Source organism: uncultured Roseovarius sp., from assembly GCF_947489715.1.
Lineage (GTDB): Bacteria > Pseudomonadota > Alphaproteobacteria > Rhodobacterales > Rhodobacteraceae > Roseovarius.
Window position 1 is genome coordinate 272,546 of sequence record NZ_CANLER010000004.1, and the last position, 26,589, is coordinate 299,134.

At 61.0% G+C, this 26,589-nt stretch carries 25 protein-coding genes; 13 read left to right on the top strand and 12 right to left on the bottom strand.

The features are described from left to right. Positions 1 to 79 precede the first annotated feature (79 nt). A complete protein-coding gene (locus tag Q1B27_RS13075) occupies positions 80 to 406 on the top strand; it encodes a DUF3775 domain-containing protein (protein ID WP_299848224.1) in 327 nt (108 codons plus the stop codon). A 94-nt stretch (positions 407 to 500) separates the two neighbouring features. Here the strand turns inward: Q1B27_RS13075 and Q1B27_RS13080 are convergent, their stop codons facing one another. Beyond that, positions 501 to 1,094 (bottom strand): hypothetical protein, encoded by a 594-nt coding sequence (locus Q1B27_RS13080; RefSeq protein ID WP_299848225.1) that lies wholly within the window; start codon positions 1,092 to 1,094, stop codon positions 501 to 503. Between the two features lie 248 nt (positions 1,095 to 1,342). Between Q1B27_RS13080 and Q1B27_RS13085 the strand changes: the two genes are divergently transcribed. Beyond that, entirely contained in the window at positions 1,343 to 1,939 is a 597-nt protein-coding gene (locus Q1B27_RS13085) for a GNAT family protein (RefSeq protein ID WP_299848226.1), read from the top strand. 235 nt (positions 1,940 to 2,174) lie between these two features. Here Q1B27_RS13085 and Q1B27_RS13090 read toward each other — a convergent pair whose 3' ends face one another. After that, positions 2,175 to 2,903, bottom strand: coding sequence for a folate-binding protein (locus Q1B27_RS13090; protein ID WP_299848227.1), 729 nt, complete (start codon positions 2,901 to 2,903; stop codon positions 2,175 to 2,177). A 66-nt stretch (positions 2,904 to 2,969) separates the two neighbouring features. On the opposite strand from Q1B27_RS13090, the gene Q1B27_RS13095 reads away from it, so the two are divergent. Further along, positions 2,970 to 3,641, top strand: coding sequence for a TIGR04283 family arsenosugar biosynthesis glycosyltransferase (locus Q1B27_RS13095; RefSeq protein WP_299848228.1), 672 nt, complete (start codon positions 2,970 to 2,972; stop codon positions 3,639 to 3,641). Between the two features lie 96 nt (positions 3,642 to 3,737). On the opposite strand, the gene Q1B27_RS13100 is transcribed toward Q1B27_RS13095, so the two are convergent. Then, complete coding sequence (locus Q1B27_RS13100; RefSeq protein WP_299848331.1) at positions 3,738 to 4,421, bottom strand: tyrosine-protein phosphatase; 684 nt, start codon at positions 4,419 to 4,421, stop codon at positions 3,738 to 3,740. Between the two features lie 144 nt (positions 4,422 to 4,565). Between Q1B27_RS13100 and Q1B27_RS13105 the strand changes: the two genes are divergently transcribed. Then, the gene (locus tag Q1B27_RS13105; RefSeq protein WP_299848229.1) at positions 4,566 to 5,762 is read left to right on the top strand and encodes an aminotransferase class V-fold PLP-dependent enzyme; all 1,197 of its coding nucleotides are present in this window, start codon (positions 4,566 to 4,568) and stop codon (positions 5,760 to 5,762) included. Between the two features lie 4 nt (positions 5,763 to 5,766). On the opposite strand, the gene Q1B27_RS13110 is transcribed toward Q1B27_RS13105, so the two are convergent. Continuing rightward, complete coding sequence (locus Q1B27_RS13110; protein WP_299848230.1) at positions 5,767 to 5,931, bottom strand: hypothetical protein; 165 nt, start codon at positions 5,929 to 5,931, stop codon at positions 5,767 to 5,769. A gap of 72 nt (positions 5,932 to 6,003) precedes the next feature. Then, positions 6,004 to 7,110 (bottom strand): pyridoxal phosphate-dependent aminotransferase, encoded by a 1,107-nt coding sequence (locus tag Q1B27_RS13115; protein ID WP_299848231.1) that lies wholly within the window; start codon positions 7,108 to 7,110, stop codon positions 6,004 to 6,006. 99 nt (positions 7,111 to 7,209) lie between these two features. On the opposite strand from Q1B27_RS13115, the gene Q1B27_RS13120 reads away from it, so the two are divergent. Both Q1B27_RS13120 and Q1B27_RS13125 read left to right on the top strand, forming a co-directional pair. Next, positions 7,210 to 7,374: a Tat pathway signal protein gene (locus Q1B27_RS13120; RefSeq protein WP_299848232.1), complete on the top strand. Its 165-nt coding sequence runs from the start codon at positions 7,210 to 7,212 to the stop codon at positions 7,372 to 7,374. 131 nt (positions 7,375 to 7,505) lie between these two features. Continuing rightward, positions 7,506 to 8,300 carry a crotonase/enoyl-CoA hydratase family protein gene (locus tag Q1B27_RS13125; RefSeq protein ID WP_299848233.1) on the top strand — a complete coding sequence of 265 codons (795 nt, stop codon included), beginning with the start codon at positions 7,506 to 7,508 and terminating at the stop codon, positions 8,298 to 8,300. Between the two features lie 331 nt (positions 8,301 to 8,631). Here the strand turns inward: Q1B27_RS13125 and Q1B27_RS13130 are convergent, their stop codons facing one another. Further along, positions 8,632 to 11,805 carry a valine--tRNA ligase gene (locus Q1B27_RS13130; protein ID WP_299848234.1) on the bottom strand — a complete coding sequence of 1,058 codons (3,174 nt, stop codon included), beginning with the start codon at positions 11,803 to 11,805 and terminating at the stop codon, positions 8,632 to 8,634. A 147-nt stretch (positions 11,806 to 11,952) separates the two neighbouring features. Between Q1B27_RS13130 and Q1B27_RS13135 the strand changes: the two genes are divergently transcribed. The 3 genes from Q1B27_RS13135 to Q1B27_RS13145 all read left to right on the top strand — a co-directional run bounded on the left by Q1B27_RS13135 (position 11,953) and on the right by Q1B27_RS13145 (position 15,567). Continuing rightward, positions 11,953 to 12,924 (top strand): zinc transporter ZntB, encoded by a 972-nt coding sequence (locus tag Q1B27_RS13135; RefSeq protein WP_299848235.1) that lies wholly within the window; start codon positions 11,953 to 11,955, stop codon positions 12,922 to 12,924. Positions 12,925 to 13,065: 141 nt separating this feature from the next. Next, on the top strand, positions 13,066 to 14,667 hold the full coding sequence (locus tag Q1B27_RS13140; protein WP_299848236.1) for a hypothetical protein: 1,602 nt from the start codon (positions 13,066 to 13,068) through the stop codon (positions 14,665 to 14,667). A gap of 150 nt (positions 14,668 to 14,817) precedes the next feature. Next, a complete protein-coding gene (locus tag Q1B27_RS13145) occupies positions 14,818 to 15,567 on the top strand; it encodes a DUF3592 domain-containing protein (RefSeq protein ID WP_299848237.1) in 750 nt (249 codons plus the stop codon). A 25-nt stretch (positions 15,568 to 15,592) separates the two neighbouring features. On the opposite strand, the gene Q1B27_RS13150 is transcribed toward Q1B27_RS13145, so the two are convergent. Further along, entirely contained in the window at positions 15,593 to 18,361 is a 2,769-nt protein-coding gene (locus tag Q1B27_RS13150) for a [protein-PII] uridylyltransferase (RefSeq protein ID WP_299848238.1), read from the bottom strand. Between the two features lie 20 nt (positions 18,362 to 18,381). After that, positions 18,382 to 19,551, bottom strand: a complete 1,170-nt coding sequence (locus tag Q1B27_RS13155; protein WP_299848332.1) for a penicillin-binding protein activator — start codon at positions 19,549 to 19,551, stop codon at positions 18,382 to 18,384. Positions 19,552 to 19,640: 89 nt separating this feature from the next. On the opposite strand from Q1B27_RS13155, the gene rsmI reads away from it, so the two are divergent. From rsmI to Q1B27_RS13175, 4 genes are read left to right on the top strand one after another with little or no spacing between them, the layout of a single operon-like run. Then, positions 19,641 to 20,501, top strand: a complete 861-nt coding sequence (gene rsmI, locus Q1B27_RS13160) for a 16S rRNA (cytidine(1402)-2'-O)-methyltransferase (RefSeq protein ID WP_299848239.1) — start codon at positions 19,641 to 19,643, stop codon at positions 20,499 to 20,501. Then, positions 20,498 to 20,902 carry a YraN family protein gene (locus Q1B27_RS13165; RefSeq protein WP_299848240.1) on the top strand — a complete coding sequence of 135 codons (405 nt, stop codon included), beginning with the start codon at positions 20,498 to 20,500 and terminating at the stop codon, positions 20,900 to 20,902. The genes rsmI and Q1B27_RS13165 overlap by 4 nt, the downstream gene beginning before the upstream one ends. Before the next feature lie 57 nt (positions 20,903 to 20,959). Continuing rightward, positions 20,960 to 21,895 carry a glutathione synthase gene (gene gshB / locus Q1B27_RS13170; RefSeq protein WP_299848241.1) on the top strand — a complete coding sequence of 312 codons (936 nt, stop codon included), beginning with the start codon at positions 20,960 to 20,962 and terminating at the stop codon, positions 21,893 to 21,895. Next, positions 21,892 to 22,800, top strand: coding sequence for an alpha/beta hydrolase (locus tag Q1B27_RS13175; RefSeq protein ID WP_299848242.1), 909 nt, complete (start codon positions 21,892 to 21,894; stop codon positions 22,798 to 22,800). The genes gshB and Q1B27_RS13175 overlap by 4 nt, the downstream gene beginning before the upstream one ends. Here Q1B27_RS13175 and Q1B27_RS13180 read toward each other — a convergent pair. From Q1B27_RS13180 to cobU, 4 genes are all read right to left on the bottom strand, one after another. After that, positions 22,766 to 24,280, bottom strand: coding sequence for a YifB family Mg chelatase-like AAA ATPase (locus tag Q1B27_RS13180; protein WP_299848243.1), 1,515 nt, complete (start codon positions 24,278 to 24,280; stop codon positions 22,766 to 22,768). The two genes, Q1B27_RS13175 and Q1B27_RS13180, sit on opposite strands and share 35 nt — an antisense overlap. A gap of 215 nt (positions 24,281 to 24,495) precedes the next feature. Next, positions 24,496 to 25,371, bottom strand: a complete 876-nt coding sequence (locus Q1B27_RS13185; RefSeq protein WP_299848244.1) for a glutathione S-transferase — start codon at positions 25,369 to 25,371, stop codon at positions 24,496 to 24,498. Positions 25,372 to 25,429: 58 nt separating this feature from the next. Further along, positions 25,430 to 26,002, bottom strand: coding sequence for a histidine phosphatase family protein (locus tag Q1B27_RS13190; RefSeq protein ID WP_299848245.1), 573 nt, complete (start codon positions 26,000 to 26,002; stop codon positions 25,430 to 25,432). After that, a complete protein-coding gene (cobU, locus tag Q1B27_RS13195) occupies positions 25,999 to 26,520 on the bottom strand; it encodes a bifunctional adenosylcobinamide kinase/adenosylcobinamide-phosphate guanylyltransferase (RefSeq protein WP_299848246.1) in 522 nt (173 codons plus the stop codon). The genes Q1B27_RS13190 and cobU overlap by 4 nt, the downstream gene beginning before the upstream one ends. Positions 26,521 to 26,589: the final 69 nt, after the last annotated feature.

A 26,589-nucleotide genomic window follows, 5' to 3' on the forward strand; every position in this document is an offset into this window, starting at 1 on the left:
ATCCTATTGAGCAAGATCAAGGACGTGGTGCCGCCTGGCTGGCACAACGGGGTGAGTTTGCGCTGACAGGAGAGGTCAAATGCTTGATATCAGTACATATAAAATTGCTCAGGTGATCCTGATGGCGCGCGAACTTGATCGTGCCGAGGGGGAGCTTCGGGCCTTTATCGACCGGTTGGGTGAAGATGAGCAGGTGTCGCTGGTCGCGGTGATGTGGATCGGGCGCGAAAGTTTTGTCGCCGAAGACCTAGCCGAAGCGATTGCCACCGCGCGGGAGGAGGCGACGACACCCACGGCGGATTATCTGCTGGGAACGCCGCACCTGTCGGATCACCTGGAAAACGGGCTGGATGCCTTGGGCATTTCCGTGGTTGACGATGAGGATGATCTGGTGCGCGGCGGCTGAACCTGCGGCATGGCAATGTGTACACAGTTGCAATTGTGTACGCGGATTGTGTCACTTTTGACGTTTCGGCAACGAGCCGGCTCGGCCGGGTATGTCAGGGCAGGTTGCGGGCCTGACGTTGAGCTTCGAAATCATCCAGAATGGCGTTGATATTATCCAGTGGCCAGGTCGAGATCGCGGGTTCTGAGCGGCCTTCCTCGATCACAAGCTCCAGCGCGGATCCGGCGCGCCAGACTTTCAACATGTCGCGCCCGGCATCACCGGACCTGCGGCAGGTGTTGGACCTGCAATCAGAGGTATCGAACGGCACTTTACCATCTGCGGTCACAACGCTCATCCTGGTTTCGCGAAAGGAATAGCCCGGTTCAATATCGAACCGCACATGGGGGTCGGGCTGGCCGTCGTCGCCGGGGTGATAGACGACCTCGACCATCGCGGCGGCAAAATCGGGTCGGTCGCGATAGACATCGACATACTGGATGTAGCAGCGGCGGTCGCTGCCATCCATCGCCGTGTCGCATGCGACGTCCCAAAATCCATCATAGACCTTGTGATATTCGGACAGCCTGCCGGGAAGGGTCTGGCGGGGGAAAAGCCAACCGGCCCACCATGCCACCATCACGACCAGAAGGCCGACCGTGAAACAGGCGGCCAGCGTGGTGAATTTCGATTTCAGAAAAAATGTCATGGTGGCGCCGTCGGGTGATTGATGTTTCGGCAGATCATAGGGGGTATTGCCGTGCTGTCTGGTCAAACCCGACTGGCGGTTTGTCACAATCGCGAGAGCGGGCGGGCTGACACAGGCTGAAAGCGTTTGGATGAAACACGGGCCATGTCTTTGCTGTCGGTGCCGGGCGTTGTAGTCTGACAGCTTGATCCAGTTTGTTTCACGAGAAAGCGCGGATTAATTGCAGCGCCGGGATTGAGAGAAAGATGATGGAATTGCTTTCCGAGAATACTTTGGTTCTGGAAACAGAACGGTTGCGGCTGACGCCCTTTTGTCCTGACGATGTTGATATCGCGCAGGATGTGATGTGCGACCCCAAGGTCATGCTTTTCGTTGCTGATGCGATGACGCCAGAGGCGGTTTTCGAAAATATGTTCGATGTGGTCAAAAGAGGTGCGGGCGGGCGGATCGGGATCTGGTGCATCACACGCGAAGATACCGGTCAGAAGATCGGGTATGGTGTTCTGACACCTGTTCCGATTGACGAAAGTGACACTGACTGGAGCCAGGTCGTGCCCGATGCCTATCCAAGGGATCAGATCGAAGTGGGGTATCTTCTGGTGCCGGATGCATGGAGACAGGGATTTGCGACAGAGGTCTGCGCGCGGTTGCTGCGTTTCGCTTTTGAGAGGACAGAGTTGCCGGAAGTGGTTGCGACAACGGACCCGGATAACCTGAAGTCCCAGCATGTGCTGAAGAAATGCGGTATGCGCCCGATCGGTCAAAAACGCGCCTATGGCTATGACGATGTGGAGTGGTTCGAGATGACCCGCCGCGATTGGGACGCTCAAAACGCCAGTAAGTGACCATCAGGATCGTCCGGCCCAAATTTCAGGACAGTACCCGAAACACCAATATCCTATGAGTGTGAGAGTAAGCGCACGAGGTCTGAGCGCTTTGGTGACATGGAACCCGCGCCCGGTGCCGATAGGGTGAGGCCGGGCGGGGTGCCTGCACGCTACGGCAGCATTTTACAGGGCAAATGTGTCTGTATGTTCAATGGCTTAGGCGCGCAGGCACTGTGAGTGCACGGGCGACATTTTAGTCGGTCGTTACGGTGGCGTCACCTGCCTGCATCTGCCCGGTGGCCCGGTCAAACCTGAGATAGGCGATGGCGCGATTGCCGGATTGGGTGAAAAGCGTGCCGGCGGGTTTGCCATTTGCCGTGATCGCGGTGCCCACCGGGGCGGTCCCGTCGATATGGATCGTTCGCAACCCTTTGCGCAATTCCGTCTTGTGTTTCATCCGCGCGGTGACCTCCTGACCGACATAGCACCCTTTGCGAAATTCGACGCCGCTGAGATGTTCGAAACCGGCTTCGAGGATGAAGGTGTCCGGGGTCAGCTCGATCCCGGTTTCGGGGATGCAATGGGCCACGCGTATGGCATCAAAATCAGTGCCGTCATCACCCTCGGCCTCGCCATAGTGCCGCCAACCCAGATCGGGATGGCGCGGATCAGGCAAGGCACCCTTGGGTGCCGGGCCGGTGCCCCGGCTGACCTTGAGGTCCGAGAGGGCAATCGTTACATCCGCGCGCAGCTTGTACATGGTCAACCGCTGGGCCAGCCCAGGCGCGAGGGTGGCATCGACGTCCAGTAAAATGGCCTCGCCGTGCCGAAGCAGAAAGAAATCCGCCAGATACTTGCCCTGCGGTGTCAGGATGGCCGCATAGACCAATCCCTGATCCAGACGCGCAATGTCATTGGTGATCAGACCCTGAAGGAAGCTTTCCGCGTCGCTGCCGGTGATTTCATAGACGGCACGGTTCATTGCCCCCTCCCACGTTTGATGTCTCTGTAATATAGGTCAGATCAGCAATCGCAACAGGGGCATCGGATGCGGGCGAAATTATCAGTGGTGATCCCGACGCTGAACGCGGCGCAGGCGTTGCCCGGCTGTCTTGCGGCGCTGATGGAAGGGGTCGAGGCCGGGTTGATCCGGGAGTTGGTGATCACCGATGGCGGGTCGACGGATGCGACCTTGAGCATCGCCGAAGAGGTGGGCGCCGTGCTGGTCACGGGGGCGGCTTCGCGCGGTGGACAGTTGCGCCGGGGTGCCGAGCCTGCCGCGGGCGAATGGCTGTTGTTTTTGCATGCGGATACATGCCTGCCCGAAGGATGGTCGGGCTGTGTGGCCGAGCATATGTCGACGGGACGACCGGCCTATTTCCGGCTGGAATTCGACAAGCGTGGCATCTGGCCGACGATGGTCGCAGGATGGGCCAACCTGCGCTCGCGGGTCTTTGGGTTGCCATATGGGGATCAGGGGCTGTTGATTTCTTCGCGGGAATATCAATCGGTTGGCGGGTATCGCGACATCCCATTGATGGAAGACGTGGCGCTTGCGCGGGCCTTGGGGCGGCGGCTGACGATGTTGCCGATGCGGGCCCGCACCAGCGCCCTGCGGTATCAGCGCGATGGCTGGCTGCGGCGCGGCCTGCGCAACCTGTCGCTGTTGCTGCGGTATCTTGCTGGGGCCGACCCCGAGCGGTTGGCAGGGCGGTATTAGCGGGCACCCCGAAATTGCGGCTTTGGTTTTTGGATCAGCATACGACTGCAACGAAAAGTTCACGTTGGCATCTCAGAACGTGCTTCCGGAACGCCACTAGAATTTTGGGTTATGCGTGGCCTCGTACTGTGCCTGCGCTTCGGTGCTGTCATATTCGGTCGCGACCCAATCCTCGAATCCGATAGGGGACTGTGCGTTGCGCGCTTCGTACATGTCAAAGATAAAGCCAAGGATGCCGGTGCGCGACCATTTCAGATGCAGGTATTTGAAGCTGAGCATCTTGCGGGCCTCGGACAGCGGTTGGCCCTCGATGACGTGCAGGTAGAGGGCGCTGGCAAAACCGGCGCGGTCCGCCCCTGATTTGCAGTGCATCACGAAAGGTTTTTCGATCTCGCGGAAAGCGCGGATGACGGTCAGAATATCCTCACGCGGGGCGGCATAGCGGGCGTGCAGCGTACAGTTCACAAGGTTCAGGCCCAGTTTGCGGCAGCTTTCCTCTTCCACCAGGTAATGCGCTGCACCGGCGGCACCACGCAGGTTGAGGATGGTCTTGATCCCCATCGCCTTGAGCTTGATGAACCGTTTGTGCGTAGGCTGGTTTGACCGGTAAACCCCTGGCGCAACAGGGAAAAAATTGGTCCAGACTTTGCGCAGCACCGCATGATCGAACCACAGGTTATAGATATGCGCCCGGCGTCGGTTTTCCGGCGTCGACAGATCGGTGTTGTATGAGGCACGCAGCCGACGTTCCCAGTCGGTAATGCGTTTAATAAGGTTCATGCGGTCGGCGCGCTCCATCGGGCGATATTCGGCCCATCGCACCCATGTAGGCAAGGGGGGCAGGTAAGACAAGCGCAAGATCGCCAATTGACCCCGACCGCAACCGGGCTAATGTCGCCGCGACCACCTATCGGAGATATCGACATGAGCCTTGCGCATGGACGCCCCTATCTGGCCATTCCCGGCCCGTCGGTGATGCCGGATGCGGTATTGCGGGCGATGCACCGGGCGTCGCCCAACATCTATGCGGGTGAGTTGGACGAAATCACCGCCAGCCTGATCCCTGATCTGGCCGATATCGCCCGGACCAAGGGCAAAACGGCGATCTATATCGGCAATGGTCATGCCGCGTGGGAGGCGGCACTGGTCAACACGCTGTCCCCCGGGGACAAGGTGCTGGTGCCTGCCACAGGGCGGTTCGGCCTGTTCTGGGCGGATATGGCCGTGGGGTTGGGCATCGTGCCGCAGATCATTGATTACGGGCGGTCGCAACCGGTTGACCCGCAACAGATCGAAGACATGCTGCGCGCAGATAAGGCCCATGAAATCAAGGCTGTACTGGCCACGCATGTGGATACCTCGACCTCGGTCCGAAACGATATCTCTGCCATTCGGGCGGCGATGAACGCGGCCGGTCACCCGGCGCTGCTGATGGCGGATTGCATCGCATCGCTGGTCTGTGACCGCTACGAGATGGACGCCTGGGGGGTCGATGTCACGTTGGCGGCAAGTCAGAAGGGTCTGATGGTGCCGCCGGGCCTGGCCTTTGTCTGGTTCAACGAAAAGGCGGCCGAGGTGCGCGCCGGGAAAGAACGGGTCAGCCGCTACTGGGACTGGTCCCCGCGGGTGGCGCCGCAACGGCTTTCGGAATATTTCTGCGGTACTGCGCCCACCCATCACGTTTACGGTCTGCGCGCCGCGCTGGACATGATCAAGCAAGAGGGGCTTGAGGCGATCTGGCAGCGTCACGAATTGCTTGCCCGCGCCGTTTGGGCCGCGTGCGAGGCGTGGGCGCAGGGTGGCCCGCTGCGGCTGAACGTGGCTGATCCGGCGCATCGCGGCCACGAGGTGACGGCACTGTCGCTCGGCGCACCACATGGCACGGCCCTGCGCACCTGGCTTGAGAGCAAGGCGGATGTGACCTTGGGCATCGGATTGGGCATGGAGACACCCGAGGACCCCAAGAGCGACGGGTTTTTCCGTATCGGGCATATGGGCCATGTCAACGCGCATATGGTGATGGGGGTTCTGGGGACTGTTCAGGCCGGGATGAGCGCGCTTGATATTCCCTATGGATCAGGGGCGCTGGATGCGGCTGCGGCAGTGATGGCCGAGGCGTGACAGGTCAGGCGTCGCTACGCCCCAACCGGATGATCATCCGATCCAGCAAAAAACCCACAAGCAAGACCACGTGAAAACCGAATGCAGCCCAGAGGGCCATGAAAATCCACAATAAATTCACCAATCCCATCACCAGGGCGGCGTTGGTGTAATTCGGGGCAGAGGGCATGTTTCCACGTTGCATGCCCTGAGTTTAGCGCGGAAAATGCAACTGTCAGGTTAAAATCTTCTGATTAATCCGTCAGCGGCGTGCCTCTGCCAATGCCTCGGGCAAGACCCTGGCCAGCAGCGCCATATCGTCGGCGCGGCCACAGCTGATGCGGATGCAGCGATCCTGCGGGGCGACAAAGGGCATGCGTACGAAAAGGCCGCGCGCCACCAGTGCTGCCAACACCTTGCGGGCAAAATCGCCATCCGCGCCACAATCCACCGCCACGAAGTTGGTGGCCGAGGGCAGGGTGATTAACCCGTTCTCTTCGGCGATGCGGTTGATTTCATCGCGTGCCAGGGCCACGTTGGCCTGCGTCTCCGCCAGCCATTCGTGATCCTGCAAGGCGGCTAGCGCACCGGCCTGTGCCGCCCGGTTCATGCCGAAATGATTGCGGATCTTGTCAAAGCTCCGGATCAGATTGGCAGCGCCCAGCGCATAGCCGACACGCGCGCCCGCCATCCCGTAAGCTTTTGAAAAGGTACGCATTCTGATCACACGAGCATCGTTCACGTCGATCATTGGTGCGGTGCCGTCGGGGGCGAATTCAACATAGGCTTCGTCCAGCAACAGCAGGCATCCGTCGGGTATTTGGTCGAGGGCGCGGTCGATCTGCGCGCCCTCATGCCATGTTCCCATCGGATTATCCGGATTGGCCAGGTAGATCAGTTTCGCGCCAACCTCTGCCGCCTTCGACATCAGTGCGGCAGGGTCTTCGTGATCGTCACGATAGGGCACTTTATGCAACACGCCGCCGAACCCTGTGACGTGGTAATTGAAGGTCGGGTAAGCCCCGTCCGACGTCACCACCGCATCCTCCGGCGCAATCAGCAGACGCACCAGATAGCCCAGCAATCCGTCAATCCCTTCGCCCACAACGATATTTTCCGCGGCTACATTCAGATGTGCGGCCAGTGCCTGCCGCAATTCATGGCTGGTCGGATCGCCATATTGCCAGATGCGGGCGGCCTCTTCCTGCATCGCGGCGATGGCTTCGGGCGAGGGACCAAAGACGTTCTCATTGGCGCCAAGGCGCGCATCGAACGGGGCACCACGGTTGCGCTCCTGCTCCTCGGGGCCGACGAACGGCACGTTGGCGGGCAGGCTTTGGGTCAGGTCGGTATAGCGCGGGCCAGTCATTTACGCAGATAACGCCATCGCACGCGGGGGTGCAAGCCCTTGAAAACAAGGCGGATGTGGTTATGTCTGGGGCATCGTTTTGTCCAAGGAGGGCGTGCAATGCCCAAACTGACACGCCGTGGCTTCATCGCCGCAACCCTTGCCGCCGGTACGGTGCGTACCCTTCCCGGCCTGGCCTCACGCACCGGCGGGCGGCGCATTCTGACGCTGGTCTATGACAAATCCCTGGGCATGATGCGCGCCGTCGAACGTATCGTGCCGTAGGCACGTCACTAAATTTCCCCTAGGCGCGTGAAGCACGACGTGTTCCAGACGCATGGTTTGAGAATGCCCTGACGTCGCACTGGCAGCAACCTGCTTTTTCGGCTTTCATGGGATCAACCCAGGAGGATCCCATGAGCCGCGTCACCACCCATATCGAAGATCACATCGCCTACGTGACCCTCAGCCGGCCTGACAAGATGAATGCCGTCGATCCGGAAATGGCCCAGGCGATCGTGACCGCCGGAGAGGAATTGATGCAGTCCGACATCCGCGCTGTCGTGGTGTCGGGTGAGGGTAAATCATTCTGCGCGGGGCTTGATGTGATGAGCTTTGCACAATTTGCTGCGGGCGATCCCGAAGCACTGGTGATGCCGCGAACCCATGGAAATACCAATCTTTTTCAAGAGGTTGCGATGGTGTGGCAACGTATCCCCGTGCCCGTGATCGCGGCATTGCACGGCGCGGTCTATGGCGCCGGGTTCCAGCTGGCCCTTGGTGCGGATATCCGCATTGCTGCACCGGACGCCAAGCTGGCGATCATGGAGATGAAATGGGGCCTTATCCCCGATATGGGCGGCATGTTGCTGCTGCCCCGGCTGACCCGCAGCGATGTGATCCGGCGGATGACCTACAGCGCCGAGCCGGTGCAGGCGCCACAGGCGCTGGAATGGGGGTTGGTGACGGAACTGGCGGATGATCCGCAGGCCGTGGCCGTGGCGCTGGCCACGGAGATCGCGGGCAAAAGCCCCTCGGCCATACGCGCGGCAAAGCGCTTGATCGGGGTCGCTGAAAGCGGCGCGGATGAGGATGCGGTGCTGCTGGCCGAAAGCCGGGAACAGACCGACCTGATCGGCAAACCGCACCAGGTGGCGGTAATTTCGGCCAATATGTCGGGCCGCAAACCGGTCTTTTCCGGCGACACCTGACGGTTACCGGTGCGACTCACCGCTAACCCACTGGTAAACTGCAAAAACTCCGGGCTGTATTGCGTCGGTATCACGTCGGTATTACGTCGGTATTTATACCGAAAACCCATCCCTTAACCGTGCGCACGGATATGGTTTCGCAGAGATTAAACTCGCGCATGGCCCTCTTCTGGAAATGTGTGGCCACACCCGCCCGCGCTAGCGGGCGCCCCCTTTCCCCGGGCGAGCGAAGCGAGCCCCCCGCCCGCCGCAGGCGCCGAGTGCTGGCGAAGCCAGCGCGACCACGTCAAGCTAGTGCCGGCGCTGCCCGCGCGACCTTGGCCGATCCAGATCAGCCGATCTCGTTCAGACGGTCCAGTGCGGCGGTCAGCTTGCCGGCTTCTTCCTCGCGCAAGGCAAGGTTTTCGCGGGCCTCGGCCACCACCTCTTCCGGGGCGCTTTCGACGAATTTCGGGTTGTTGAGCCGTCCGCGCAATCCACCTAGTTCTTTGTCGAGCTTGCCCAGCGTTTTCTCCAGCCGCGCCTTTTCCTCGCTGATGTCGATGATATCGGCCAGCGGCAGGCCGAAACTGCCCCCCTCGACCGCGACGGTGATGCAGCCCTTGGGGAAGCTCTCGACATGGGTCAGACTGTCGATCCGGGTCAGGCGCTTGATCATCACCTCGTTGCTGTCCCACGCGGCCTGACCGGCGGCGTCCAGTTCCAAGACCAGCACGGGGATGTGCAGCCCGGCAGGCACATGCATCTGGGCGCGGGCCGAACGCACCGCCTCGATCAGGGAAATCACCCAGTTCATTTCGCGGTCTGCGGCAGCATCCACCAACTCGGACCCGTATTCAGGCCAGTCGGCATGGATCAGCATTTTTTCACGCGTGCCCAAGGTGCCCCAAAGCTCCTCGGTGATGAAGGGCATGATCGGGTGCAACAGGATCAGACACTGGTCGATGACCCAGGCCATGGTCGCCTGTGTCTCGGCCTTGGTCGCGTCGTCGCCATCCAAGAGCAGCGGTTTTGAGAACTCGACATACCAGTCGCAGACCTTGCCCCAGACAAAGGCATAAAGCGCCGAGGCCGCATCGTTGAACTTGTAGCCTGCCATCGCCGCATCGACCGCCTCGCGTACTTTCGCGGTTTCGCCGATGATCCACTTGTTCACGGTTGCCTCGGGGTGGGGCAGGGTGCCGTCGCTGCCCGTGGCCCCGTTCATCTCGGCAAACCGCGCGGCGTTCCAGAGCTTGGTGCCGAAATTGCGGTAGCCTTTGATGCGTTCCATATCGAGCTTTAGCACGCCCCCAAGGGCCGCCATTGCGGCCGAGGAGAAACGCAGCGCGTCAGCACCGAATTCGTCGATGATCTCCAGCGGGTCGATGACGTTGCCCACGGATTTCGACATCTTCTTGCCCTTGGCGTCGCGGACAAGGCCGTGCAGGTAAACCTCGTGGAAGGGGATGCGCTCGGTCACGGGTTTATTTTCGTCCAGCACCGCCAGTTGCATCATCATCATCCGCGCGACCCAGAAGAACAGGATGTCCTGCCCGGTCACCAGCACAGAGGTGGGGAAGTATTTCTTGAGTTCCTCCGTCTCCTCGGGCCAGCCCAGCGTGCCGATCGGCCAGAGACCGGAGGAAAACCAGGTGTCGAGTACGTCGGGGTCGCGCCACATCGGAATGTCCATATAGCCGCCACTATCTGTCGACCCCAACGCTGTTTTGTTCAGGAACCAGTCACCAGGGTCGCTGTCCAATTCAAAAAAGTTCTGTGGCTGCTTCCCAGTGCGTTCCAGCCATACTTTTGCTATTTGTTCCTTCGCTTCTTTAGCGCCGGCGGCGCAAAACTCCATAGTGAGCATCCCGCCGGGCGTTAACTTGCCTCCCAAAGCTTCTTCGTCAGGGCGTTTTTCCCTCAAGAAATCATGGGCTTTCGCCAACGGAATGTTGCCGCCGACAGAAACCCGCCAAGTGCCTACTTGCCCATCCAATGTAGGGACCATAGCTGTCCAAACCGGAATCTGATGCCCCCACCAGAGCTGGCGGGAGATGCACCAGGGTTCGATATTTTCCAGCCAGTGGTAATAGGTGCGCTCGCCGCTCTCGGGCAGGATCTTGACGGTGCCATCCTTCACCGACTCCAGTGCCGGGCCGACGATCTGGTCGGTGTCGACGAACCACTGATCGGTCAGCATCGGTTCGATCACCACCTTGGATCGGTCGCCGAAGGGCTGCATGATCGGTTTCGATTCAACATAAGGCACCATGCCGCCATCAAAGCAGGTTTCGCCCTCTTCGTTCGGCTCGCCGGGCAGCATCACGGCCAGTCCTTCGCTGGTGATCTGGTCGACCACGCGCTTGCGGGCGTCGAAGCGATCAAGGCCGCGCAGGTCGTCGGGGACGAGGTTGATCGTGTCGGCCTCGGCCTCGGAAAGTTCCCGCTCGCCCTTGGCCACGGCCATCGCGATTTCGGCCATTTCGGCATAGGGCGCACCGTCAGCGCGCATCTGCGCCTTGGTGTTCATCAGCCGGTACATCGGGATGCCGCCGCGCTTGGCGACCTGGTAGTCGTTGAAGTCATGCGCGCCGGTGATTTTCACCGCGCCCGAGCCGAAATCGGGGTCGGGGTAGTCGTCGGTGATGATCGGGATCAGGCGACGGTGTTCCTTGGGGCCAACGGGAATTTCACAGAGTTTTCCGATAATTGGCGCGTATCGTTCATCTGATGGGTGAACCGCAACCGCGCCATCGCCCAGCATGGTTTCGGGCCGGGTCGTGGCGATCGAGATATAGTCGCGGGTTTCGCGGAACAGCACGTTGCCGTCTTCGTCTTTCTCCAGATATTCATAGGTCTGACCGTCGGCCAGCGGGTATTTGAAATGCCACATATGGCCCGCCACTTCGAGGTTTTCGACCTCAAGATCGCTGATCGCGGTTTCGAAATGCGGGTCCCAGTTGACCAGTCGCTTGCCGCGATAGATCAGGCCCTTTTCGTACATCTCGACAAAGACCTTGATCACGGCGTCGTGGAAATTACCGTCTTCACCCTCGGGGGCCGAGGGGGCGCCGGACATGGTGAAGGCTTCGCGTGACCAGTCGCAGGAGGCGCCGATGCGTTTCAATTGCCCGATGATGGTGCCGCGGGATTTGATCTTTTGTTCCCAGACGCGTTTTTCGAACGCCTCACGGCCCATTTCCGCGCGCGAAGGTTCCTGATTTTCGGCCATTTCGCGTTCCGTCACCATCTGCGTGGCGATGCCCGCATGGTCGGTGCCGGGCTGCCAGAGCGTATCGAAGCCGCGCATCCGGTGCCAGCGGATCAGGATGTCCTGCAGCGTGTTGTTGAAGGCGTGGCCCATATGCAGGGAGCCGGTGACGTTGGGCGGCGGGATCATGATCGAGAAGGTTCCGGCGCCGGGTTTGGCGTTGGCCCCGGCGGTAAAGCATCCGGATTTTTCCCAGGCCCGGTAGAGGCGGTCCTCGGCCTCGGCCGCGTTGAAGGTTTTTTCCATCGGCATGGGCTTGTCCTGCGTCCTTATCACGTTGCCCGCACGTCTAGCGAATGAAGGGGGCAAGGGAAAGACAGGTGCGGTATTTTCTTAGAGGTGCGTGACAGGCGCGGGAAACCATCGCAGACTGCGGTTGAGGCAGGCGGAGGCAAGGCGATGGACGGTATTTCCCAGTGGCATGTCACGGAAAACGGTGCGGCGACGGTGGTGCGCGTGGGCAATGGCCCGCATCAGTTGGATTCGCATGCCCCGGGCTATGTCTGGCTGCATGTGGATACGGCGCGCGAGGGGGCGCGCACCTGGCTTGAGGCGGCGGGGCTTGATCCGCTGATCCTGCGCGCCCTGCTGGCCCCCGAAACGCGACCACGCTGCACGTCGCATGGGGACGGGGTGTTGATGAACCTGCGGGGGGTCAACCTGAACCCCGGTGACGAGGTCGAGGACATGATCTCGTTAAGGATGTGGGTCACGGAAAAGCTGGTGATCAGTGTGCAATTGCGGCAGTTGCAGGCGGTTGTCGATGTGCTGGCCGGGCTGGAGCGGGGGCAGGGTGCCGAGGATCCCGCCGAACTGGTGGCGCGGCTGGCGCTGCGTCTGGCGGATCGGGCCGAGCCGGTGGTGGCGGGCCTGAACGAAAAGATCGACGTGCTGGAGGATCAGGTGATCGACGGGGTTTCGTCCATGGTACGGTTCGATCTGGGCAGCATCCGGCGCGTGTCGATCATGCTGCGCCGACATATGGCGCCGCAACGGGACGCGCTGAGCACGTTCGAGATCGAGGAACTGGCGTGGCTGAAGCCCGAGGCCCGGCCCCGGTTGCGTGAGGCGACGGAGCGCATGACACGGCTGGCCGAGGAACTGGATGCGATCCGGGACCGGGCGCAGGTGGTGCAGGATCAAATCATGGACAGCCGCGCCGAGGCAATGAACCGGCAGATGCTGATACTGTCGGTGGTGGCGGCGATTTTTCTGCCGCTGGGCCTGATCACCGGGCTGCTTGGGATCAATGTCGGCGGGATGCCGGGGGCGGATAATCCGCTGGCCTTCTGGATCGTTACCGGTGGGCTGGTGGTGATCGGCCTGTTGCTGGTCTGGGTGTTTCGCAGGATCGGCATGTTGGGGAAGTAAAAAAACTACCTATACGCGAATAATTTTTTAGAAAAATATACTTTGGCGCGAATCTTTCTCTGACGTAGGGTAAAGGAAAGCCGGGCCAACACCGGGACGTTCGGCTGCTGTTTATGCGGGTGTGCAGAAGGAAATTCTTTGATGCTATTGAAGCAATTTATAGGTGGCGGGGGGGTCGTGCTGGCCCTGACGGCGGGGATGGCCGTGGCCGAGGGCGGGCCCAATGGATTGCAGAAATTCATGTTGTATCGCAGTTACGTGCAGGACGCGCCGGGGTGCAGCGTCGTGGTGCAGGATGGCACGGCGGCGATTGGCGGGGCTAATGCAGCATCAGGGGCGGCCACCTGTCCGGATGCCTTTGCCTGGGCGCAGCTGACCAATGCGGTAACGCAGGAATTCTGGAACTGGGGCATTGATCAGACGGTCTGGCCGGCAAGTCCGCTGCCGCTCTGTTCTGCCAGTGTGACCAGCAATTGCTGTGATCCCGATGCCGCCATTGATCCCGGCACGCAGCCGACGCAATGCCCGGTCTTTCGTGCCGATTACGATCCCATAAGCCCGCTGCCAGCCAAACCCAACGGGACACCATCGGGCAGTGTGATCAACCACCGAGGGCTGGTCAGTGCTGACAAGATCGACCCCGGACGGCTTTTGCGTGATCTGGAGCTGGAACTGGTGTTTCGCAACAAGGCCATGGTCGATTACATCTACCGCCACGATCTGTATTCCCGTGAGGGGCTGGGCGCGCGCAACCGGGCGCAGAATGCAGCCATTGACGACGGGGATATTGCCGGTGCCCACGGGCTGACGGTGCGGTTTCCCAGCGATGCGGTGATGGTCAAGGCAGATTTCCTGCATCAGGATATCCTTTTGGATCAGAAGCTTATCCAGCCGATCGAGGGCAGTGATGTGCCCAACAACCCCGATTACCCTTATCTGACCATCTATCTTGAGGGCGATGGCAGCGACGATCAGGTGCCCGGCTGGTATTACATGCTGGCGATGACCAACGCGTCCAAGAACCTGCCGATCTGGCACTGGTACGCGATGGAACATGTCGGCAATCTGGGGCGCTGCGATTATATCGGCTGCAATGACAGTTTCGGCTATGCCGCCAATCCAGCGGCGCAGGCGGGGGCGAATTTCGGCACCGCGTTTATTCCGCCGATGATCGAATTGAATGACGACCTGACCGAGGGCAACGCCCCGCTTTTCGTGACCGCCAGGGTTTATGATCCGGTCGCGACCGGCGAAGAGATGACACCGGCGCTGGCAGACCTGTTTCAACAGATGGGGATTGCCGCCGCGGTCACCGACCCGGACCCCAGGGTAATATCCGCCGATGATCCGGCGTGGAAGAATTACCGGCTGAAGGGTACGCAAAGCACATTTACCACCGCAAATGGCATTCCCACCGGCATGGGCGCGACGATCACCGAGGGCGGTTTCGTCAATTCGGCCTCATGTACCACCTGCCACAGCCAGGCGGCGGCGGATAAAAACGGCACCTCGACGCTTGCGGGGGTTGGTGCGGACTGGCGGCCCAATCTGATGGGATACAATCAGGTGTCGATGGGCGCGCCTGATCCGAACTGGTTTTACGGTATCGGCGGCCCGACGGTGATGGCGACGCAGGTCGATTTCGTCTGGGGAATTCTGAACGCCGTCTGCCAGGATCCGGCGGGCAGTCACGGGGTGTGCACGACATATCCCGATGCCCCGACAGAGGTGACCGGAAACTGAGCGGGGGCTGAACAGGTTTGAGGATCGCCGGGTTTTTTTCTTCCTGGGCCGGGCTGATCCCAAAGCAGGCGTATGCAGGGGCAAGCTGCATACGCCTGCATGTGTTTTGAAAGCTTGAAACGGGGGTGATTTGGCCTCAGGCTGGTGCCCATGACCCTGGATGTTCTGGAAAAGCCGGTGCCGGTTCTGCGTCTCTTTCTGCGCATGGGCGGCTGGATCGTGGTGATGCTGGGGCTGATATGCGCGGGCTTGTCGCTGATCAGCGCCGCGGATTCCGATCTGGCGCAGCGTTTCGATAAAGACGGGCGGCAAACCAGCGCCACGGTCAGCCACAAGCGTTTTGCCAAGACGCGCAATCCCGATGGCAGCCTGTCGACCTCGTACTGGGTTACCCTGCGCTACCGGACCGGCGCGGGCGAGGTGATGATGCTGGAGCGTCTGGTCAACGGCGTGGAATATCGGCGGTCCGAGCAGGGTGCCCGTGTCGACCTGCGCTATCTGCCCGATGCGCCCTTCACCGTTGAACTGGCGACCAACTGGTTCCGGACAATGGCACAGCGGAAACAATCCCTGGCGCTGGGTGCCGGTCTGATCGGTCTGCTGCTCTTGTGGGTCATTGGCCGGCGCAGTGTCGATGCGATCAGGGCGCGGGATTATGGCACGCGCGAAAAGGCTGTCGTGACGGGGATCAGGCGGGTCGCGATACGGCTGCCCGGCTGGCCGGACAGGCGTCTGGTCTGGCTGGACCGGCATGGCAATACCGGGCAGAGCCTGCGGCACCACGCCCGAAGTGTCATGGCGGTGCACCCGGGGGCTGTCATCGACATCTACCGGGGGCCGACGCAATCATGGTGGGCGGGCGATGTTGGTCACAAGGCCGGGTCTGACGGCAAGGCGTGAGGTTGCGTGCGGCCCGTCCCGGCGCCTAGGCGGTTGCCCGTTCCACACCTTCGGCAATGGCCTTGCGCAATTTCTTGTCCAGCGCTTCCTGTTTCGGCTTGGAATGGAATTTCAGGCCAAACATGTCCTTGACATAGAAGGTATCGACCACCTGTTCGCCATAGGTCGCGATCACCGCTGAATTGATATAGACGTTATTGTCGGCCAGCGTGCGCGTCAGATCATAAAGCAGGCCGGGGCGGTCGCGGGTATCGACCTCGATGATCGTATAAATCTCGGAGCCTTCATTGTCGAAGGTGATATGGGTCGGCACGCGGAAGGCGCGTTCGCGTTTCTTGATCTTGTCGCGGGTCTTGATCGCTTCGCGGGCGACGACCTCACCCTTCAATGTCTTCTGAATCATCTGGCGCAAGCGTGGCAGACGGTCAGCGTCATAGGGGTGGCCTTCGGCGTCCTGTATCCAGAAGGCGGGCGTGGCGTGGCCATCCTTGGAGGTATAGGTGCGCGCATCGACGACATTTGCCCCGACCAGCGCCAGCGCCCCCGCGAGGCGCGAGAAGATGCCGGGGTGATCGGCCAGTGCGAAACAGACACGGGTGGCGTCGCGATCTTCGTCGGGGTGCAGGTCGATCGCGATCTCGCCCTCCTTGAGGTCGCGCAGAAGCCGGGCAAAAACCGCATGAGCGGTGACGTGCAGGCCCTGCCAGTAGGGCGGGTAATGGCGGGCAATCTCGATCTTGATGTCCTTGGCGTTCCAGCCTTCCAGCGCCTCGCGCAGATTGCGCTTGGCGTCCGATCCGCGCTGTTCGCGGTTGAGCGCCTCGAGCCCGCCATCCATCGCGCGCCGGGTCTGGCGATAAAGCGCGCGCAAAAGCGAGGCTTTCCAGTTGTTCCAGGTGCCCGGGCCAACGCCGCGGATATCGCAGACCGTCAGCATCAGCAGCAGGTCGAGCCGTTCGCGGGTCTGCACCGCCTTGGCGAAATCGCGCACGGTGCGCGGATCGGCAATGTCGCGCTTCTGGGCCATATCCGACATCAGCAGGTGATAACGCACCAGCCATTCGGCGGTATCGACCTCTTTGGGTTTCAGTCCCAGGCGCGGGGCAACCTTGCGGGTGATCTTGGCGCCTAGGATCGAATGATCTTCGGTGCGGCCCTTGCCGATATCGTGCAAGAGCAACGCCACGTAAAGCACCTTGCGGTTGATGCCTTCGCTGAAGATCGTGGAGGAGACCGGCAAATCGTCGACCAGTTCGCCGCGTTCGATCTGGGCCAACTGGCTGATGCACTGAATGGTATGCTCGTCGACCGTGTAGTGATGGTACATGTTGAATTGCATCATCGCCACGATCGGCTCGAACTCGGGGATGAAGGCCGACAGTACGCCCAGTTCGTTCATCCGCCGGAGCGCACGTTCTGGGTTGCCGTGTTTCAGCAACAGGTCGAGGAACAGCTTCTGTGCCACCGGGTCTTCGCGCATCTCGGTGTCGATCATCTGCAGGTTGGCGGTGACCAGTCGCATCGCGTCGGGGTGGATCAGCATGCCGGTGCGCAGCCCTTCCTCGAAGATGCGCAGCAGGTTCAGGCGATCCTTCAGGAACTTCCTCTCGCTGGTAATGCCGATGCGGCCATGCACCTCGGTATAGCCGTCCTTGAGCTTGCGCTTGCGGTGAAAGATTCGTTGCAGCAAGGGGGCGGATTTGACATGCGCGGCCTCAAGCTTGGTCACGAAAATCCGCGTCAGATCCCCCACGACGGTGGCGTGACGAAAGTAATCCTGCATGAAATGTTCGACCGCCCGGCGCCCGGCGATATCGACATAGCCCATACGGTCGGCAACCTCGACCTGCATGTCAAAGGTCAGTTGGTCATTCGGGCGCTTGGTGGCCAGGTGCAGGTGGCAGCGCACCGCCCAGAGGAAGTTCTGCGCGCTGGCGAATTTGTCGAACTCTTCCTCGGTGAACACCTTGAGACGCACCAGTTCCGAGATGTCCTGCACCCGGTGCAGGTATTTTGCGATCCAGAAAAGCGAGTGCAGGTCACGCAGCCCGCCCTTGCCTTCCTTGACGTTGGGTTCGACCATGTAGCGCTGGCCGCCCTGTTTTTCGTGGCGGATGTCGCGTTCGGTCAGCTTGGCCTCGATGAATTCGGGGGCCGTGCCCTTGAACAACTCTTTCCAAAGCCGCTGGTTCAGCTGGTCCGAAAGGGTCGCGTCGCCCGCCAGGTAGCGGTTTTCCAGCAGGGCGGTGCGAATGGTGAAATCTTCCTGCCCCAGGCGCAGACAATCGCGGATCGTACGGCTGGCATGGCCGACTTTCAGGCGCAGATCCCACAGGATGTAGAGCATGGATTCGATCACGCTTTCGGCCCAGGGGGTGATCTTGTAGGGCGTCAGAAACAGCAGATCGACATCCGATTGCGGGGCCATTTCGCCACGCCCGTACCCGCCCACGGCAAGGACTGAAATGCGCTCAGCTTCGGTCGGGGTGGGCAGGGGGTGCAGGTGCTGCGTGGCCAGATCGAGAGCGGCCAGGATGATGCAATCGGTCAGCCAGCTATAGGATCGCGTGGCGGCGGTGGCGGTGAAGGGATGGACCGCGAGCGCCGCGGCGATGGCATCGCGGCCGGTTTTCTGCGCCTCGCTCAGCACTGCAACGGCGGCTTTGCGCAAAGCGATGGGATCGCCGTCGCTGTCACGGGCGGCGGCGTCCAGCAGGGCCTGTGTGGCGGCGGTGTCGAAAATCTCTTCTGCCGGGCAGATCAGATCATCCGGTAGAAGCGGGGTCTTTTCCATCGCGTCTTGTGTTGCCTTGTTTAGAATCCTGCCGCGCCAAAGCCCTGCGGTGCCGGGGAAATCACCGAAAGCTGGTTGTTGCGGATCGTGGCCACGGCGAGACCGCGTTCATTCGTGCCGTTGGGCAGAAGGCGGAAAATGCCGGTCACGCCCTGAAAGCCCGCCGCCTGGGTCAGCGCATCGCGGCTGAGCGCGCCGCGTCCGCGGGATTTGACCAGCGCGCCGATGGCGGCGATCCCGTCATAGGACAGACCGCTGAGCGGGTGGGGCGTTTCGCCAAAGCTGCTGGTAAATCGGTTTTTGTATTGTGCCGCACGGGTGGGATCGGGCAGGGCAAACCACCCGCCCTGAACACCGGGCAGCGACAGGGTTTGGGGCGGCGTATCCCAGCGGGTGAGGCCGATATATTGCATCTTTTCCGGTGGCAGGCCGGCTTCGGGCAGCATTTGCGAGAAGAGCGGCAGGGCACCCGCCGAATTGGCGGTCAGGAAGATCGCGTCGGCGCTGCTTGATTCAGCCGTGGCCGTGATCTGCGGGACGGCGGCGACCACCCCATTTTGCGAAAACTCATAGCTGACGCTGCCCACATTCGATCCGCCATTGGCGCTGACCGCCTTTTCGATGGCCTGTTTGCCCAGTTGCCCGGCCAGGTTCTGAGCATAGACGGTCATGACACGGGACTTGCCATTGTTGGCGGCGTAACGGGCCAGCCGGTTGGCTGTTGTCTGGAAGGTTTGCCCCAGAATGAAGAGGTTGCCACCGGCAATCGTGCTGTTGTTAGAAAAGGACAGCACGTTGACGCCCTTGTCGGCGACGGCAACGGCCACGGCATTGGCCGATTCCGCATGCAACGGGCCGATGATGATCTTGGCTCCGTCCCCCACCGCTTCGAGCGCGACGGCCTGAGCCCGTGCGGCATTGCCTGCGGTGCTATAGACCCGCAGGTCGATCGCCACGCCGTCCAGATCGGTGACCGCAAGCCGGGCGGCATTTTCCAGATCGCGCGCCAGTTTCTGTTCCTGATCGCTGGCGGAGCCGTGGGGCACCAGAAGCGCCACTGCGACCTTGCCGCTGGGGATGATGCCGGTATTGCTGAGCGAGGCAGGCTGACAGGCGGCGATCCACAGGATCGAGACAAGCAGGGCAAGACGGGTGAATGCCTTGCGGGCGGCGGATAAAACGGCGAACATGGACAGGTAAACTCCCTCTGAGCGGCGTGCGTGAGCGGCTGCCGCGATTTTGAGGGCAATCATAAACGTCATACGGGGCGGGTCCAGTGGTGAATCCGATCAAGAGCAAGCTGTCGCCGGGTCTTTACCTGATTGCGACGCCGATTGGCACGGCACGGGACATCACGCTGAGGGCGCTGGATATCCTGGCCTCGGCGGACGTTTTGGCCGCAGAAGACACGCGCAGCCTGCGCAAACTGATGGATATTCACGGGGTTGCGCTGAATGACAGGCCGGTTCTGGCCTATCATGATCACAATGGCGATCGGGTACGCCCCCGCATAATTGAGGCGTTGGCCGCGGGCAAATCGGTGGTCTACGCGTCCGAGGCGGGGACGCCGATGGTGGCTGATCCGGGGTTTGATCTGGGCCGTGCGGTGGTCGAGGCTGGCTTGCCGCTGATCTCGGCGCCGGGTCCGTCGGCGGTAATCACCGCGTTGACGCTGGCCGGCCTGCCCACCGATCAGTTTCATTTCGCGGGGTTCTTGCCGAACACGAAATCCCGGCGGAAATCCGCGCTGAGCGCGCTGGCGCAGGTGCCCGGGACGCTGGTTTTCTACGAATCGCCCAAGCGCGTCGCGGCCATGTTGAAGGATGCGTCGGACGTGCTGGGGGGCGCGCGGCAGGCGGTAGTCGCACGGGAACTGACCAAGAAATTCGAAGAGGTGATGCGCGGCACCCTGGCAGACCTGGCTGAAACCTGCGCGGCACGCAGCCTGAAAGGTGAAGTGGTCGTGCTGATCGGCCGGGGAGATTCATCAACAATTAGCGATGCCGATGTAGAATCGCATCTGGTTGAGGCGCTTGAAACGCTGTCGGTGCGCGATGCGGCGGATCAGGTCTCGGCTGATTCGGGGATGAAACGACGACAGGTCTATCAGTTGGCGCTGAAACTGGAGGCAGGTAAATGACAGATGATCAGGCGCAATCCGAGGTCGCCGCAGTGGCGCGCCGGGATGCCGGACAACGCGCCGAGTTGTCGGGGCGCGCCGCCGAAGATCGCGTGGCTGTAGAATATGCCCGGTTGGGCTATGCGCTGATCGAAACCCGCTGGCGCGGGGCCGGCGGAGAGGTTGACCTGATCTTTGGCCAAGGCGAATTGCTGGTTTTCACCGAAGTCAAGAAAGCACGCAGCATTGATGCGGCCATTTGCAGTTTGCGGCCCGCGCAGATGCGGCGTATCCACGCGGCGGCGTCCGAATATCTGGCCCGGACGCCCAATGGTCAGCTTAGCGATGTGCGGTTTGATCTGGCCGCGATGGACGGTACTGGCCGGGTTCAGATATTCGAAAACGCTTTCAGTCATTTCTGAATTGCACCTTGACCATCCTTGCTTCATTAAAGGATGCTGAAAACAAGGGGCTACACTATGAAAATCGCCTTTCAGATGGATCCGATCGGCCCGATCGACATCAATGCGGATAGCACTTTTCGGTTGGCCGAAGAGGCGCAGGCGCGTGGGCACGAGCTTTTCTATTATACGCCCGACAAACTGTCCTATGATCAGGGACGGGTGACTGCCCGGGGCTGGCCGCTGAATGTGCAGCGAGTCGAGGGCGATCATTTCCGCCTGGGCGACGAAGTGACGGTTGATCTGGCTGGGTTTGACGTGGTCTGGCTGCGCCAGGACCCGCCGTTTGACATGTTCTACATCACGACGACGCATCTGCTTCAGCGCCTGATGCCGGGCACGACGGTGGTGAATGATCCGTTTTGGGTACGAAACTTTCCGGAAAAGCTGCTGATCCTCGATTTTCCGCAATTGATGCCTGCGACCGCCATCGCCCGCGATCTGGACACGATCCGCGCCTTTAAGGAGGAACATGGCGACGTGATCCTCAAACCGCTTTACGGCAACGGCGGTGCGGGTGTTTTCCTGCTGAAAAAGGAAGACCGCAACCTGACCTCATTGCATGAGATGTTTACCGGGTTCAGCCGCGAGCCGCTGATCGTGCAGAAATTTTTGCCGGACGTATCCAAAGGCGACAAGCGGGTGATACTGGTGGATGGCGAGGCTGTTGGCGCGATCAACCGGGTACCTGCCAAGGGCGAGACGCGGTCGAACATGCATGTGGGCGGGCGGCCGGAAAAGATCGAACTCAGTGACCGCGACCGTGAGATTTGTGCCACGATCGGGCCGCTCTTGCGTGAGAAAGGCCAAGTTTTCGTGGGCATTGATGTGATCGGTGATTATCTGACCGAAATCAATGTTACCTCGCCGACCGGCATTCAGGAATTGGAGCGTTTTGACGGTATCAATGTTGCCGCGCAAATCTGGGAAGCGATTGAGGCCAAACGCATATGAGTATACGCCAACACCTTCTGAATTGCTGGTTGCGGACGACGGAAAAGCCTACTCTTGAGCGCGCGAGCCACGACCGGATACGCCGCCGCTTCGAGAGGAAGGCGCGGACGTTCCTGCGGTCACCGAAGGGGACGGTTTTTGATATCAAGGGTGTGGGTGGCACCGCCGGATCGGTCCCGACACTGAGTGTCGAGGCGTCGGATGACGGACCACTGATCCTCTATTTTCACGGTGGCGGCTATGTTTTTGGCTCAGCCCATACCCATCGTGCGCTGGTGGCCTGGGTCTCGCATTATACCGACCTTTCCGCGGCGATCGTAAGTTATCGCCGCGCGCCCGAGGATCGCTTTCCCACGGCGCTGCTGGACGCGGTGATTGCCTACCGTTTCGTGCGCAATGCGCCCAATGGCATCATTATCGGCGGTGACAGCGCGGGCGGTGGTATGGCATTAGCGCTTCTGGGTGAAATTTCACGCCTTGGCCTGCCGCAGCCTTTGGGGACATTCGTGATGTCGCCACTGACCGACCTGACCTTTTCCGGCGATAGTTTTCGCGATAATGAGCGTTTGGATGTTGTGTTGCCGGCGAAGCGCGCCTCGGAACTGGCGCGGCTCTACCTTAATGGGGCCGATCCCACGAACCCGCGTGCGTCCCCGTTATTTGCCGATTTCACCGGTGCCGGGCCGGTCTGGATGGTGGCAAGCGATCGGGAAATCCTGCTCGACGACACATTGCGAATGGCCGAGAAACTCAAGAAACAGGGCGTTGATGTGACCTGCAAGATCGAAAGCAATCTGCCGCATGTCTGGCCGTTGTTTCAGGGATATCTGCCCGAGGCCGACGATACGTTGCGCGATCTGGCGGGTTGGATCAAAGCTCTTTCACCCCGGTCAAGCGATAGCTGACCGCCTCGGCCACATGAGGGTGGCGCACATCCGGTGACCTATCCAAATCGGCGATTGTGCGGGCGACCCTGAGCACCCGGTGATACCCCCTGGCGCTAAGTCCGAACCGTTCCGCCACTTTTGTGAGCAGGACGCGGCCTTCGGTATCGGGCGTTGCGATCTCCTCCAGAGCCTCGCCTTCGGCATCGGCATTGAGGCGCATGTCGGGCCGGTCCGCGAACCGCGCCTGTTGTTCCGCCCGTGCCCCGAGCACCCGTGCGGCGACCTGGGCAGAGCTGTCGCCCGAGGCTGGCAGGTCCAGGTCGGTAAAGGCGACGGGAGGCACTTCGACCCGCAGATCAAAGCGATCCATCAGCGGGCCCGAGATGCGGCTCATATAATCCTCGCCACAGATCGGGGCGCGGGTGCAGGCACGGGCCGGATCGCTGAGATACCCGCATTTGCAGGGGTTTGCTGCGGCCACCAGCATGAAACGGCAGGGATATTTCACATGGGCATTGGCACGGGCCACCATCACCTCACCTGTCTCGATCGGTTGGCGCAGGGTTTCCAGCACGGCACGGGGGAATTCCGGAAACTCATCCATGAAAAGCACGCCATTATGAGCAAGGCTGACCTCGCCGGGGCCGGCGCGCCGACCGCCACCGATGATGGCGGCCATTGAGGCGGTATGGTGCGGTTCACGAAAAGGTCGCCTGCGGCTGATTCCACCTTCGTCCAGCAAACCGGCCAGGGAATGGATCATCGAGGTTTCCAGCGCTTCGGGCGCGGTCAGGGGCGGCAGGATACCGGGCAGGCGCGCCGCCAGCATGGATTTGCCCGAGCCCGGCGTGCCCACCATCATCAGGTGGTGCCGCCCGGCCGCGGCGATTTCCAGGGCGCGTTTAGCGCGTTCCTGACCCTTTACGTCGCGCAGGTCGCGCCCGCCTGTGTCATGGGTGACCTCTCCCGGTTCAGCGGGGGGCAGCGGGGATTGACCGGTATAATGCCGAACCACATCCGCGAGCGAGCCTGCGCCCAGCACCTGAACGGCATCGACCCAGGCCGCCTCGGCCCCTGAATCGCGGGGGCAAAGCAAGGTGTGATCTTCCGCGGCCGCGGCCATTGCCGCAGGTAGGGCGCCGATGACTGGCACCAAGGAACCGTCCAGCGAAAGCTCTCCCAATGAGGTGGTGCCTTCGACCGCGTCTTTGGGGATGATTTCGAGTGCTGCCAGCAACGACAGGGCGATGGGCAGATCGAAATGGCTGCCTTCTTTTGGCATGTCTGCGGGGCTGAGGTTGATGGTAATGCGTTTTGAGGGCAGCGCGATGGCCATTGAGCTGAGTGCTGTGCGCACCCGATCGCGTGCTTCGCTCACGGCCTTGTCGGGCAGGCCCACGACGGAAAATGCGGGCATACCGGGGGTCACGGCGCATTGCACCTCGACCTGTCGTGCCTCAACGCCTTCAAATGCGACCGTGTAGGCGCGTGCGACCATTCCCCTGCCTTTCGTCAATCTTGGTTAACGACCCGAAATTAACGTTATGTCCGCAATGATTGAGGAAGTCTTAATAAATGATCTGGATCTGCGGTGACGCGTTCTGGAAAGAAGACGCGGCACCAATCATTTTCGTCACGAGGGCACGCTCGTTTGGTGCAGCTTGCTCAAGGTTTCGAAAAACAAGCGCGCGGCAGCGCTCCTTTTAATAGCAGCTACGTCGCATGGTCGCGAAGGGCCATGAAGGCAGGCCATGCTGCCGGGTCCGCGGCGGTCTTATCACGGCAAAAGGCGTTGCAGAAACCGAATACCCGTCCTTCAAGCGCCAACATATGGGTCGAGGGGTTGCCGGAATAGGGGCAGTTGATGTTTTCCGGCGTGCCGTCTGCGGCCTGTGCTGGCAACGGGGATGGTCCGGGCCAGTCGGTTGTTGCAAAGGGTTTCTTGTAACGGTTCAGCACCTTGCCGTGCACAAGACCCATAGCGCGCCAGCGCCGGAACGCCGGGTCGGCCAGATGTGCGGCCACATAGGCCTGCGCGCTGGTCGAAACATCCAGCCCATAGCCAGCGATCCGCGCAGCTACGGGGGCATAGAACGCATCGGCGATGGAATATTCGCCACACAGCCAGGGCCCGGTGGGCGCGCAAACCTCTCGCGCGTGATCCCAGATCGCCTCAAGCCGTCGCAGATCAGCTTTTACCGCATCGGACGGGTCAACCCCGACATAGGCCAGCCGCAGGTTCATCGGGCAATCACTACGCAGAGCGGCAAAACCTGAATGCATCTCGGCGGTCAGGCTGCGGGCGGTGGCGCGGGCCAGCGGATTGCTGGGCCAGAGCCCGGCATCGGGGTGTCGTGTCGCCAACTCCTCGGCAATGGCAATCGAATCCGTCAGGATCGCACCGTCGGGTGTGCGTATGGCAGGGACGGTCTTGGCCGGTGCCCAGCCCGGCATCTGCTCGGGCACGCCACCCTTTTTGAAATCCACCATTTCGGTCCGGCGGGCGATACCGAAGCGTTCGAACAGCAACCAGCCGCGCAGCGACCAGCTGGAATAGGCGTAATCGCCGAGGATAAGGTCATATGTCATGTTGACAGCGTAGCGTGCCGTTAAGGGTGATCAAAACGAAAGCTTGTGGGCATCCCCATCACGGAATGTGATTGATCGTGCCGGCGTGCCAGCGCGCGCCGTCCCAGTGCAGATCGGTGACCGACAGATTATCGATCTTGTGGCTGAACGCCTCATAAGCGCCAACCTGAAGCGCCTGCTGCACCTGTGTCAGTATCGCCCCGAAATGGGCAACCGCGATGATATCGCGCCCCGGATGTGCCGCCATCAGCCGCGTGACGCCACGATCCACCCGCGCGACGACCTCGTGCCAGCTTTCGCCTTGCGGGGGGCGTACGTCGCCGGGTTGATCCCAGAAGGCGCGAACGTGATCCTGGTCTTCGATATGATCGAACCCCTGCATTTCCCAGGTGCCAAAGTGGATTTCGCGAAGATCGGGATCATGCGGCAAGCGATCACGCCCTGTGGCGATGGCATCGGCGGTGGCCGTTGCCCGCACCAGATCGGATGAAACAACAAGCGCATTTTCGGGCAAATGGGCTGAGAGGCGGGCAATCTTTGCCGTATCACGCAGATCCGCCGGGATATCCGACCAGCCCACCATCGCCTTGGCATGGGTCGGCCCGTGCCGGACCCAGAAAAATCGGCTCATGGCATGGTGCCTTTCAGCACCTGCGGTAATCCTGCGATGACATTCACCACCAGCCCGGCCTTGGCGGCAAGTTTTTGGTTCAAGGCACCCTGGGCGTCGCGAAAGTTGCGGGCCAGGGCGTTTTCAGGGACAACCGACAGCCCGACTTCGTTTGACACGACAATTACGGGCGCAGCAGACATCGTGAGCGCCGTCATCAAATCCGCCTCGGCCATGGCCAGATCGCTTTCGGCCAGCAAATGATTGCTGAGCCACATGGTTGCGCAATCAAGCAAAACCACGTGGTCGCCGGGTGCGCGGTTCAGCGCCGGGCCCAGATCCAGCGGCGCCTCGACCGTTTTCCAGCCCGGGCCGCGCATTTCCCTGTGTTTATAAACCTTTGCACGCATTTCATTGTCGTGTATTTCGGCCGTTGCCAGGTAGATCAGCCCACGTCCCGACCCCTTTGCCAGCCCCTCGGCAACGGCTGATTTGCCCGAGGCTGCACCCCCAAGCACCAATGTCAGTTCTGGTAACATGACAAAATTGCACCCCAAATTGATCTGCTTTGATTGGGTCTGCGTAACACTCTGTGAGAGACTAAAAAA